Below are 11,730 nucleotides of genomic sequence, written 5' to 3' on the forward strand. Positions count from 1 at the left end.
ACAAAACGGAAGGGGGAACAGAGGAAGAGTATCCCTCCCCCCCCCCCCCCCCCCCCCCCCCCCCCCCCCCCGCCCTTGTGCGGTCCCGTGCCTCAGCCGACGACGGTCCAGGTGTCCCGCCCGGTCAGCAGCCCGGCGAGGTCGCCCTTGCCCTGCTGCACCACGGCCTTTTCGAGCTGGTCCGACATCTCCGTGTCGTACACCGGGCGCGTCACGTCCCGCAGCACACCGATCGGCGTGTGGTGGAGCGTGTCGGCGTCCGCCAGCCGCGACAGCGCGAAAGCGGTCGTCGGGGACTGGGTGTGCGCGTCGTGGACGAGCACTCCCGCGCTGCCCTCCACGGTCACGTCGATCACCTTCAGGTCACCGGTCGCCGGGTCGCGTACGACGCCCTTCGAACCGAGTCCGTCCTCGGCGGGGGCGCCGAAGCGGATCGGCTGCCCCTGCTCCAGCCGGATCACGGCGTCCTGCGCGGTCTCGCGCTCCTTCAGGACGTCGAAGGCGCCGTCGTTGAAGATGTTGCAGTTCTGGTAGATCTCCACCAGCGCCGTGCCCTCGTGCTCGGCCGCCGCCCGCAGCACCGACTGGAGGTGCTTGCGGTCGGAGTCGATCGTGCGGGCCACGAAGGACGCCTCGGCGCCGATCGCCAGCGACACCGGGTTGAAGGGCGCGTCCAGCGAACCCATCGGCGTCGACTTGGTGATCTTGCCGACCTCGGAGGTGGGGCTGTACTGACCCTTGGTGAGCCCGTAGATCCGGTTGTTGAACAGCAGGATCTTCAGGTTCACATTGCGCCGCAGCGCGTGGATCAGGTGATTGCCGCCGATGGAGAGCGCGTCGCCGTCACCGGTGACGACCCACACGCTCAGGTCGCGGCGCGAGGCGGCGAGCCCCGTCGCGATGGCCGGGGCGCGGCCGTGGATGGAGTGCATGCCGTAGGTGTTCATGTAGTACGGGAAGCGGGACGAGCACCCGATCCCGGACACGAACACCACGTTCTCGCGGGCCAGGCCCAGCTCCGGCATGAAGGACTGGACGGCGGCCAGGATCGCGTAGTCCCCGCAGCCCGGGCACCAGCGCACCTCCTGGTCCGACTTGAAGTCCTTCATGGACTGCTTCGCCTCGGCCTTGGGCACCAGCGACAGCGCCTCAATCATTCGCACTCTCCTCCACGAGGGCCTTCGCGAGCTGTTCCGACTTGAACGGCAACCCGGTGACCTGCGTGTACGAACGGGCGTCGACCAGATACTTGGCGCGCAGCAGGTGGGCGAGCTGGCCGAGGTTCATCTCGGGCACCACGACCTTGTCGTACGCCCGCAGGACCTCACCGAGGTTGGCCGGGAAGGGGTTGAGATGGCGCAGATGGGCCTGCGCGATCGTGCCGCCCTCGCGCCGGATGCGGCGCACGGCCGCGGTGATCGGCCCGTACGTCGAACCCCAGCCGATGACCAGGGTCCGCGCGGCGCCCTCCGGGTCGTCCACGATCAGGTCGGGCACCTTGATGCCGTCGACCTTGGCCTGCCGGGTGCGGGTCATGAAGTCGTGGTTGGCCGGGTCGTACGAGATGTTGCCGGTGCCGTCCTGCTTCTCGATGCCGCCGATGCGGTGTTCGAGGCCGGGCGTGCCGGGCACCGCCCACGGGCGGGCCAGCGTCTCCGGGTCGCGCAGATACGGCCAGAAGTCCTCGGTGCCGTCCTCGGCCGTGTGGTTGGGCCCGGTCGCGAATTGCACCCGCAGGTCGGGCAGGTCCTGGACGTCGGGTACCCGCCACGGCTCCGAGCCGTTGGCGAGATAGCCGTCGGAGAGCAGGAAGACCGGGGTGCGGTACGTGACCGCGATCCTGGCCGCCTCCAGCGCCGCGTCGAAGCAGTCCGCCGGGGTGCTGGGCGCCACGATCGGCACCGGCGCCTCGCCGTTGCGCCCGTACATCGCCTGGAGCAGGTCGGACTGCTCGGTTTTGGTGGGCAGCCCGGTCGAGGGGCCGCCGCGCTGGATGTCGATGATCAGCAGCGGCAGCTCCAGGCTGACGGCGAGCCCGATCGTCTCCGACTTCAGCGCCACACCGGGACCCGAGGTGGTGGTGAGCGCCAGCGACCCGCCGAAGGACGCGCCGAGCGCCGCGCCGATCGCGGCGATCTCGTCCTCGGCCTGGAAGGTGCGCACGCCGAAATTCTTGTGCTTGGACAGCTCGTGCAGGATGTCGGAGGCCGGGGTGATCGGGTACGAGCCGAGGAAGAGCGGCAGTTCGCTCTGCCTGCTCGCGGCGATCAGGCCGTACGACAGCGCCAGATTCCCGGAGATGTTGCGGTAGGTGCCCGCGGGGAAGGCGCTGGAGGCGGGCTGCACCTCGTAGTTGACCGCGAAGTCCTCGGTGGTCTCGCCGAAGTTCCAGCCCGCGCGGAAGGCCGTGACATTGGCCTCCGCGATGTCCGGCTTCTTGGCGAACTTCCTGCGGAGGAAGGACTCGGTGCCCTCGGTCGGCCGGTGGTACATCCACGACAGCAGGCCGAGCGCGAACATGTTCTTCGCCCGTTCGGCGTCCTTGCGCGCCAGGCCGCTGTCCTTGAGCGCCTCGACGGTGAGCGTCGTCAGCGGCACCGGGTGGATCGCGTACGCCTCCAGGGACCCGTCGTCCAACGGGTTGGCGGCGTATCCGACCTTCGCCATCGCGCGCTTGGTGAACTCGTCGGTGTTGACGATGATCTCGGCGCCGCGCGGCAGGTCGGCGACGTTCGCCTTCAGCGCGGCCGGGTTCATCGCGACCAGCACGTCGGGCGCGTCGCCGGGCGTGAGGATGTCGTGGTCCGCGAAGTGGAGCTGGAACGACGACACGCCCGGCAGGGTGCCTGCGGGGGCCCGGATCTCGGCCGGGAAGTTCGGCAGCGTCGAGAGATCGTTCCCGAAGGACGCGGTCTCCGAGGTGAAACGGTCCCCGGTGAGCTGCATTCCGTCCCCGGAGTCACCGGCGAACCGGATGATCACCCGGTCGAGGCGTTTCGTCTCTTTCGCCGGTTTGCGCTGTTCGCCCAGGACATCGCCGATCACCGGCGGATGCGCGGGCTGCTCCGTGGGCACGGGGCTGCTGCTGCTGACCTGGCTGGTCACTGAAACGGACCTCCCTAGAGGCGGCGGCTCACCGGTCATCGTACGTCGGTAAGGGTCGCCTTCCCCGTACGTCCCGGAATGTGGATGCGGGAGCGCGGCCCCGACCTGCGGACTGCCGGACATGTGTGTGGCATGTGCAGGTAACGGCGCGGTGCCCGTGGGGCCCGCGCCGTCAGGCGTCTGCTGTGAGACAGAGTGTCAACAGATCAGGAGTTCAGATAGGTGAGCACCGCCAGGACACGACGGTGATCCCCGTCACTCGGCGCCAGGCCCAGCTTCAGGAAGATGTTGCTGACGTGCTTCTCCACCGCGCCGTCGCTCACCACGAGCTGCTTGGCCACCGCCGAATTCGTCCGGCCCTCCGCCATCAGCCCCAGCACCTCGCGCTCGCGCGGCGTCAGCCCCGCCAGCACGTCCTGCTTGCGGCTGCGGCCCAGGAGCTGCGCGACCACCTCGGGGTCCAGCGCCGTGCCGCCCTCGGCGACCCGCACCACCGCGTCCACGAACTCGCGGACCTCGGCCACCCGGTCCTTGAGCAGATACCCCACCCCGCGGCTGCTGCCCGCCAGCAGCTCGGTCGCGTACTGCTCCTCCACGTACTGCGACAGCACCAGCACGCCCACGCCGGGGTGGTCCCGGCGCAGCTGCACCGCCGCCCGCACCCCCTCGTCGGTGTGCGTCGGCGGCATCCGTACGTCCGCCACCACCACGTCGGGGGCCGCGCCCTCGTCCGCCAGCTCCCGTACGACCTTGATCAGCGCCTCGGCGTCACCGACGCCGGCCACCACATCGTGACCGCGATCGGTCAGCAATCGGGTCAGTCCCTCCCGAAGCAGCACCGAATCCTCGGCGATGACCACCCGCACCCTGTCCTCCACCCGTTCCAGCCCCCCACATCCGACCCTGTCTTCCCCAGCATCCCAGCAACGACGCGCTGATGGGGAATACGGTTCCGGTGGGCAAGGTTGCGCCCGGAAGGTCGGCGGGGGTCGCGCGTCAGCGGCTCACAGGCAAGAGGAGAGCGTGTGCGCGCGGTCGGATTCGACGTCAACGGTGGCCCGGAAGTGCTCCGGCCGGTGGAAATCCCCGTCCCGGAACCGGGCCCCGGGCAGGTGCTGATCCAGGTCGCGTACGCGGGCGTCAACCACGGCGAGGTGCTGCACCGGCTCGGCGACTACGGTCCGCCGGACGGGATCGCCGTGCCCGGCCTGGAGGTCTCCGGTGAGATCGCCGCGCTCGGCGCGGGCGTTACCGGGCTCGCCGTCGGCGACCCCGTCGCCGCCTATCTGCCCGACGGCGGCGGATACGCCGAATACGCGGTCGCGCCCGCCGACTTCGCCTTCCCGCTCGACGGGATCTCCCTCCGGGACGGGGGCGGGGCGGCGCTCGTCCTCACCACCGCGTACGGGGTGCTCGCCGGGGCCGCGCGGCTCACCGCGGGGGACACCGTCCTCATCCACGCCGCCGCGGGCGGGGTCGGCTCGGTCGCGGCGCAGATCGCCCGCGCGCTGGGGGCCGCCGCCGTGTACGGGACGGTCCGCACGGCCGAGAAGGCCGAGTACGCGAAACGTTTCGGCTACGACGCGGTGCTGCTGCGCGAGACCTTCGCCGAGGAGCTGGCCGCCGCCCGCACCGAGATCGACGTGCTGCTCGACCCCATCGGCGGGGGGACGCGGCTGGCCGGGCTCTCCCTTCTGGCCCCCTTCGGCCGTCTGGTCGCCTACGGCGAGGCCGCCCGGCAGCCCGACCTCACGCTGCCGGTGCTCCCCTTCTCCGAGCGCAACCGCGCTCTCACCGGCTACTCCATCCACGACCTCGCGCTCCGCGCCCCGGCCGTTCTGCGCGGCCACGCCCTCGCCGCCCTCTCCCTCCTGGCCTCCGGAGCCATTCGGCTCGACATCACCGCCGAGTTGTCGCTTGCCGCGGCCTTCCAAGCCCATCAAGCCCTCCAGGCCGGCACCAACCGCGGCAAAGTCCTCCTCACCCTGACCTAGCCGCCCCCTGCCGGGCGGACGCCGATCTCTCAGGGGCGCGGCCCCGGTGGGGCAGACGCGGTTGTTTTCGGGCTGAAGGCCCGGTGGGGGCGGGCCGCGCAGTTCCCCGCGCCCCTGAAAAGATCGGCGGACCGCCTCTTGGAGGGGCGAGCCGTTTTGGGCGGGGCGCGGGGAGGGGTAAGGGGACCGGCCCGGAGGGGTTAGACGCGCCAGGGGAGTTCGGTGGTGATGTGGGTGGGGCCACCGGGCGGCGAGGCCACGGCGAGGACACCGTCGACGGAGTCGAGCCGCTCGGCGAGCCCGGCGAGCCCGGACCCACCGGACACGGCGGCGCCCCCGCGCCCGTTGTCGGACACCTGCATCATGAGCCGGTCACCGACCCGCCACACCTCCACGGTCGCGCGCGAAGCGCCACTGTGCTTGCTGACGTTCTGCAGCAGCTCGGACACCGTGAAGTAGGCGATGCCCTCAATGGCCGGCACCGGCCGCGCCGGCAAATCGACGGTCACGGCGACCGGCACGGTGCAGCGCGACGCGACCGACGACAGGGCCGCGTCCAGCCCGCGGTCGGTGAGGATCGCCGGGTGGATGCCGCGCGCCAGATCCCGCAGCTCCTGAAGCGCGATCTTCACCTCCCCGTGCGCCTCCTCGACCATCACGGCCCCGGCCGACGGATCTTCGAGCAGCTTCTCCTTGGCCAGGCCCAGGTCCATCGCCAGCGCCACCAGCCGCGCCTGCGCGCCGTCGTGCAGGTCGCGCTCGATGCGCCGCAGGTCCGCCGCCGCCGTGTCGACCACGACCCCGCGGTCCGACTCCAGCTCGGTGACCCGCTCCGCCAGCCGCGAAGGCCCGAGCAGACCGCTCACCAGAATCCGGTCCACGTGCGCCATGCCCCGGTAGACCCACGGGCTGCTCAGTACGAGCGCGCCGCCGACCACGACGCACAGCAGCATGTCGGCCGGGGTGTGCAGCCACCAGCCGTGCCCGTGCCCGTCGCCGTACATCTGGAGGCCGTCCTGCCCGAAGTAGACCGGGAAGACCCAGCGCCACAGCGGATACGTCAACAGGCCCCAGCCGTACGTGAAGAAGCTGATGGCGACGGAGAAGGTGAAGATCCCCCACGGGAAGTGGACCAGGGTGTAGGCGGCGTGCCGCCAGTTGACGCCGCTGCCGAGCTGCGCACCGAGCCGGGACAGGAAACCGCCGTTCCTGCCGCGCACCGGCCGCGGGTCCTCCACGTCCAGCCAGAGCAGCGACCGCGCGCGGGCCCGCTCCACGGCGCCGATCGCGCGGCAGCCGCCGAGCGCGAGCACGAGCACCGGCAGCCCGATGAAGGTGACCAGCAGCCCGGCGCCGAGCGAGAACATCGTCACGGTCCAGACGAAGCCGACGATGCACATCGGCAGATTGATCAGCAGGTAGGCGAACTCGCGCCAGGCGCGTGCCTCGACCGGCGCGCGCAGCGCCGTCGGCAGGCGGTGCTCGCGCTCGCGCTCGTGCGCGCGCTCGGCGGGCGGGAAGCCGTAAGCCATGGTCGGTCCGTCCTCTCTGCTTTTCTCTGTGACTCCATGCTGGCTGGTGCGTGCACCCATCCCCATGGTGCGGATCGGCGTCTTGGGGGTGGGGCTAGCCCCACCGCCCCGGCTTCCGCGCTCAGCGCCCCGCCCGGTGCTTGACTCCGCTCAGCGCCTGGCCGCGCTCAGCGCCTGGCTCCGCTCAGCGCCTGGCCCCGGCCTTGCGGAACTCCCGGTCGCGCCACGGCAGTTCGGCCGTGACCACGGTCGGCCCCGCCTCCGGTGAGCTGACCACGAAGAGCCCGTCCACCGACCGCAGCCGTTCGCCGAGCCCGGCCAGACCCGTACCGCCCGACACGTCCGCGCCGCCGCGCCCGTCGTCCCGTACCTGCACCATCAGCCGGTCGTCGGCGCGCCACACGTCCACCGAGGCGTGCCGTGCCCTGCTGTGCTTGCTGACGTTCTGCAACAGCTCGGAGACCGTGAAGTACGCGATCCCCTCGATCGCCTCCGCGGGCCGCGCGGGCAGGTCCACGGTCACCGCGACCGGCACCGTGCAGCGCGACGCGACCGACGACAGGGCCGCGTCCAGGCCGCGGTCGGTGAGGATCGCCGGGTGGATGCCGCGCGCCAGATCCCGCAGCTCCTGAAGGGCCACCTTCACCTCGCCGTGCGCCTCGCCCACCATCTTGGCCGCCGCCTCCGGGTCCTCCAGCAGCTTCTCCTTGGCCAGGCCGAGGTCCATCGCCAGCGCCACCAGCCGCGCCTGCGCGCCGTCGTGCAGGTCGCGCTCGATCCGCCGCAGGTCCGCCGCCGCCGTGTCGACCACGACCCCGCGGTCCGACTCCAGCTCCTCGATCCGCCGCTCCAGCTCGTCCGACGGCTGGAGCAGCCCGCGGACCATCGCCCGGTCGACCATCGTCAGCCCGCGCGCCAGGAACGGCAGCACCGGCCACAGCACGAACAGCGAGACCAGCGTCAAGGTGAAGGTGAGGATGCCCCACGGCAGCCGGATGCCGTAATAGAGGGCGTGCCGCCACGCCACCGGGTCCTTCAGCGACGCCCACAGCCACGGCAGGAAACCGAAGGTGCCCCGCTTCAGCGGGCGCGGCTCGTCGATGTGCACGCCCAGCAGGTCGCGCGCCCGGCTCCGCTCCACCCGCCCCAGCAGCCGGCACCCGGCGAGTCCGTACGCCAGCAGGGGCAACCCGATCACCGTCACCGACAGGCCGAGGCCCACCGTCACGACCGTCACGACGTAGACGAAGCCGATGATCGACACCGGCAGATTCAGCAGCAGATACCCGATCTCCCGCCACGTCACGCGGTCGTACGCGAAGCGCACGGGTGGCAGCGGGGCGGGGGCGGCGGGCTGACGGGACGCGGGCGAGGTGTTCATGAGTCCAGCCTGCCGGGGAAGCGGCGGGGCGCGCCATGGGGTGCGTAGGTCAGGCGGCGGTGGGGTTATCCCCCGGTACGGGCGAGGGCGTCCGGCGGGGCCGCCGCCGATGCGCGCACCGGTGCCCGCACGGGGGGCGTGCGCCTGTGAGGCCAGGGCCTAGACTCCCTCCCGTATAGATCGTCTAAAGAGATCCACAAGGATCGCTGGACACCACCGGTCAACGAGTGAACGAGGGGCGGACGGACGTGGACTACTTCCACGGCTACTCGGTCGTCGGCCTGGTCGCGGTCGTCGGTGTGCTCTTCGTGACCGTCGCCTTCGCGTCCGGCCGCCTGCTGCGGCCCGTCGTGCCGACGCGCGAGAAGATGCTCACGTACGAGTGCGGGGTCGACCCGGTCGGCGAGGGCTGGGCGCACACCCAGGTCAAGTACTACGTGTACTCCTTCCTCTACGTCATCTTCGCGGTCGACGCGATCTTCCTGTTCCCGTGGGCCACGGTCTTCGCCGCGCCCGGCTTCGGCGCGACGACGCTGGTGGAGATGTTCGTCTTCATCGGCTTCCTCGCGATCGGGCTGCTCTACGCATGGAAGAAGGGCGTCCTCGAATGGACGTGAACCCGCAGGCGATTCCCGAGGCCCCTGCGCAGGACCTTCCCGAGCCGCGCCGTCTCGGCGTGCTGTCCCGGCTGGCGCCGGAGCCGATGAAGGTGGTGCTCAACTGGGGCCGCCGCTACAGCCTGTGGGTCTTCAACTTCGGCCTCGCCTGCTGCGCCATCGAGTTCATCGCCGCGTCGATGTCCCGGCACGACTTCATCCGGCTGGGCGTCATCCCCTTCGCGCCGGGACCGCGCCAGGCCGACCTCATGGTCGTCTCCGGCACCGTCACCGACAAGATGGCGCCCGCCGTCAAGCGCCTGTACGAGCAGATGCCCGAGCCGAAGTACGTCATCTCCTTCGGCGCGTGCTCCAACTGCGGCGGCCCCTACTGGGACTCGTACTCCGTCACCAAGGGCGTCGACCAGATCATCCCCGTCGACGTCTACGTGCCCGGCTGCCCGCCGCGCCCCGAAGCGCTCCTCCAGGGCATCCTCAAGCTCCAGGAGAAGATCGCGCGCGAGTCGCTGGCGGAGCGGTACGGCTCCGCCGCGGGCCCGCGTCCGTCCGTCGCCGCCTTGACGAGCGGCCTCGTCACTCCGCCGGAGGGGCCGAGGTGACCGGTTGGCTGCCGCGGGAGGCCGCGGAGATCTTCGGCGAGGGCGCCGTCGCGCAGGAGGCGTACGACCTCCTGACCGTCGATGTGCCGGCCGGTGAGTGGGTCGCCTCGCTCACGGCCGCGCGGGACGCCCTCGGCTGCACGTACTTCGACTGGCTGAGCGCCGTCGACGAGCCCGGCACCGGCTTCCGGGTCTGCGCGCACGTCGTCGCGCTGGACGGCGGCGTCCGGCGGCTGCTGCTGCGGACGACCGTGCCGCACGACGCGCCCGTCCTCGCCACCGCCACCGGCGTCTACGCGGGCGCGGCGTGGCACGAACGCGAGACCCACGAGATGTTCGGCGTCGACTTCACCGGGCACCCGGGCCTCGCGCCCCTCCTGCTCCCCGACGAGTTCGAGGGGCACCCCCTCCGCAAGGACTTCGTCCTCGCCGCCCGCGTCGCCAAGGCGTGGCCCGGTGCCAAGGAGCCCGGCGAGTCCCACGACGGCGGCCCCAAGCGCCGCCAGATGCAGCCCCCCGGCGTCCCCGACCCCAACGACTGGGGCCCCCAAAAAGGCCAACTCCCCCCGCCCCCCGCCCGCCCCGCCCGCGGCCCCCGCCCAACGGCCCCCCCGCCCGACCGCCCGGCGCGTACAACCCCGTCGGCCGACCGCCCGGCCCGCCGCACCCGCAGCGTGACCGAAGGCTCCACCAGCCAAACCCCTGCCGGTAGCTCCGCCGTCCAACCCCCTGCCGGGGCCCCCTCCGGCGACACCCCCGCGCCCCCACGCAAGCGCGTCCCCGACGCCCCATGGGAACAACCCCCAACCGCCACCCCCGCGGGGCGCGGCGACGCTGCGCCGACCAAGAAGCCCACCGCAAGCGAACCGCCCGCCCCAGGCGGCACCCCTGCTGCGGTCAGCGAGCCCGCGCCGTCGGCGAAGCCTGCCGCTGGCGGCAGTTCCGCTGCGGGTAGCGAGCCCGCGCCGTCCGACGAGCCCGCCGTAGGCGAGACGCCCGCTGCGAGCGAACCGCCTGCCGCAGGCGAGGGGTCCACCGCAGGTGGCACCCCCGCTCGGGGTGGTGAGCCCGCGTCGTCCGACGAGCCCGCGTCGTCCGACGAGCGCGCCGCAGGCGAACCGCCCGCTGCAAGCGAACCGCCCGCCGTAGGCGAGGGGCCCGCCGCAGGTGGCACCCCCGCTCGGGGTGGTGAGCCCGCGTCGTCCGACGAGCCCGCCGCAGGCGAGACGCCCGCTGTGAGCGAACCGCCCTCCGGAAGCGAGAAGCCCACCGCAGGTGGCACCCCCGCTCGGGGTAGTGGGCCCGCGTCGTCCGACGAGCCCGCCGCAGGCGAACCGCCCGCTGCAAGCGAGAAGCCCGCCGCAGGCGAATCGCCCGCTGCAAGCGAATCGCCCGCCGGAAGCGAACCGCCCGCTGCAAGCGAACCGCCCGCTGCGAGCAAGAAGCCCACCGCAGGTGGCACACCCGGTCGGGGTGGTGGGTCCGCGTCGTCTGATGAGCGCGCCGCAGGCGAAGACGGTGGGCGGGGAGGTGAGGGGCGTGGGTGACGTAGTGGACGTCGGGCTGCGGCTTGTGGGTGTGCTCGTTGTGTTCCTGGTGTTTCCGCTGGTGGTGGGACAGGCGGAGCACAAGGTGATGGCGCATATGCAGGGCCGATTGGGGCCGATGTATGCGGGCGGGTTCCACGGGTGGGCCCAACTGGTGGCGGACGGAGTGAAGTTCGCGCAGAAGGAAGACGTGGTTCCGGCCGACGCGGACCGGCGGATCTTCCAACTCGCCCCCGCCGTCGCGCTCCTGCCCTACCTCGTCGTGCTGATCGCGATCCCGGTGGGACCGCACGGCTTCGTCGGCCAGGCCCTGGACGCGGGCCTGATCTTCGTCCTGGCCATGATGGGCATCGGCGTGCTCGGCTCGCTGATGGCGGGCTGGGCGTCGGCGAACAAGTTCTCCCTGCTCGGCGGCCTGCGCACGGCGGCGCAACTGATGGCGTACGAGCTGCCGATGCTGCTCACCGCCGCGTCGGTCGCGATGGCGGCGGGCACGCTGTCACTGCCGGGCATCGTGGGGGAGTACCACTGGTGGTGGACCCCCTGGCAGCTCATCGGCGGCCTCGTGTTCTTCACGGCGGGCCTCGCCGAGCTGCAACGGCCCCCGTTCGACATGCCGGTGGCCGACTCCGAGATCATCTTCGGCGCGTACACCGAATACACCGGCCTGCGCTTCGCCCTGTTCCTGCTCGCCGAGTACGCGGGCATCGTCGTGCTGTGCGCCCTGACCACGGTGCTGTTCCTCGGCGGCTGGCACGGCCCCTGGTCCGGCAGCGTCGGCTGGCTGTGGACGCTGGTCAAGACCGGCCTGCTGGCCTTCGTCGTGATCTGGCTGCGGGTCAGCTACCCGCGCCTTCGCGAGGACCAGCTCCAGAAACTCGCCTGGACCGTACTCATCCCGCTCGCCCTCGCCCAGATCGCCCTGACCGGCGTCGTCAAGGTGGTGATCTCCTAG

At 71.8% G+C, this 11,730-nt stretch carries 10 protein-coding genes; 5 read left to right on the forward strand and 5 right to left on the reverse strand.

The genetic code is table 11. From position 1 onward, the window contains the following. Positions 1–92 precede the first annotated feature (92 nt). The 3 genes from ACZ4EF_RS16780 to ACZ4EF_RS16790 all read right to left on the reverse strand — a co-directional run bounded on the left by ACZ4EF_RS16780 (position 93) and on the right by ACZ4EF_RS16790 (position 3,971). Positions 93–1,157, reverse strand: coding sequence for a 2-oxoacid:ferredoxin oxidoreductase subunit beta (locus ACZ4EF_RS16780; protein WP_355340369.1), 1,065 nt, complete (start codon positions 1,155–1,157; stop codon positions 93–95). After that, complete coding sequence (locus ACZ4EF_RS16785) at positions 1,150–3,105, reverse strand: 2-oxoacid:acceptor oxidoreductase subunit alpha (RefSeq protein WP_391050402.1); 1,956 nt, start codon at positions 3,103–3,105, stop codon at positions 1,150–1,152. Before ACZ4EF_RS16785 ends, ACZ4EF_RS16780 begins: the two co-directional genes overlap by 8 nt. Positions 3,106–3,311: 206 nt before the next feature. Then, positions 3,312–3,971 carry a response regulator transcription factor gene (locus ACZ4EF_RS16790; protein ID WP_355340363.1) on the reverse strand — a complete coding sequence of 220 codons (660 nt, stop codon included), beginning with the start codon at positions 3,969–3,971 and terminating at the stop codon, positions 3,312–3,314. A 159-nt stretch (positions 3,972–4,130) separates the two neighbouring features. On the opposite strand from ACZ4EF_RS16790, the gene ACZ4EF_RS16795 reads away from it, so the two are divergent. Then, on the forward strand, positions 4,131–5,099 hold the full coding sequence (locus ACZ4EF_RS16795) for a quinone oxidoreductase family protein (protein ID WP_355340360.1): 969 nt from the start codon (positions 4,131–4,133) through the stop codon (positions 5,097–5,099). Positions 5,100–5,299: 200 nt separating this feature from the next. Here ACZ4EF_RS16795 and ACZ4EF_RS16800 read toward each other — a convergent pair whose 3' ends face one another. Together ACZ4EF_RS16800 and ACZ4EF_RS16805 are read right to left on the reverse strand one after the other, a co-directional pair. Further along, on the reverse strand, positions 5,300–6,631 hold the full coding sequence (locus ACZ4EF_RS16800) for a sensor histidine kinase (RefSeq protein WP_391050404.1): 1,332 nt from the start codon (positions 6,629–6,631) through the stop codon (positions 5,300–5,302). A 184-nt stretch (positions 6,632–6,815) separates the two neighbouring features. Continuing rightward, on the reverse strand, positions 6,816–8,012 hold the full coding sequence (locus ACZ4EF_RS16805) for a sensor histidine kinase (protein ID WP_355340354.1): 1,197 nt from the start codon (positions 8,010–8,012) through the stop codon (positions 6,816–6,818). A gap of 248 nt (positions 8,013–8,260) precedes the next feature. Here ACZ4EF_RS16805 and ACZ4EF_RS16810 point away from each other — a divergent pair, with 248 nt between their 5' ends. The 4 genes from ACZ4EF_RS16810 to ACZ4EF_RS16825 are packed head-to-tail and all read left to right on the forward strand — an operon-like array spanning position 8,261 to position 11,730. Then, on the forward strand, positions 8,261–8,629 hold the full coding sequence (locus ACZ4EF_RS16810) for an NADH-quinone oxidoreductase subunit A (RefSeq protein ID WP_467346659.1): 369 nt from the start codon (positions 8,261–8,263) through the stop codon (positions 8,627–8,629). Continuing rightward, a complete protein-coding gene (locus ACZ4EF_RS16815) occupies positions 8,620–9,228 on the forward strand; it encodes an NADH-quinone oxidoreductase subunit B (protein WP_355340351.1) in 609 nt (202 codons plus the stop codon). The genes ACZ4EF_RS16810 and ACZ4EF_RS16815 overlap by 10 nt, the downstream gene beginning before the upstream one ends. After that, complete coding sequence (locus ACZ4EF_RS16820; RefSeq protein ID WP_467505072.1) at positions 9,225–10,775, forward strand: NADH-quinone oxidoreductase subunit C; 1,551 nt, start codon at positions 9,225–9,227, stop codon at positions 10,773–10,775. The genes ACZ4EF_RS16815 and ACZ4EF_RS16820 overlap by 4 nt, the downstream gene beginning before the upstream one ends. After that, positions 10,768–11,730, forward strand: a complete 963-nt coding sequence (locus ACZ4EF_RS16825) for a complex I subunit 1/NuoH family protein (RefSeq protein WP_355340345.1) — start codon at positions 10,768–10,770, stop codon at positions 11,728–11,730. The genes ACZ4EF_RS16820 and ACZ4EF_RS16825 overlap by 8 nt, the downstream gene beginning before the upstream one ends.

It is taken from the genome of Streptomyces sp. NPDC025721 (genome assembly GCF_055558595.1).

What these genes read in the sequence shown, in the direction of transcription:
- ACZ4EF_RS16800 (WP_391050404.1), bottom strand. Translation starts at nt 6,631, where the DNA reads ATGGCTTACGGCTTCCCGCCCGCCGAGCGCGCGCACGAGCGCGAGCGC.
- ACZ4EF_RS16815 (WP_355340351.1), top strand. Translation starts at nt 8,620, where the DNA reads ATGGACGTGAACCCGCAGGCGATTCCCGAGGCCCCTGCGCAGGACCTT.
- ACZ4EF_RS16805 (WP_355340354.1), bottom strand. Translation starts at nt 8,012, where the DNA reads ATGAACACCTCGCCCGCGTCCCGTCAGCCCGCCGCCCCCGCCCCGCTG.
- ACZ4EF_RS16780 (WP_355340369.1), bottom strand. Translation starts at nt 1,157, where the DNA reads ATGATTGAGGCGCTGTCGCTGGTGCCCAAGGCCGAGGCGAAGCAGTCC.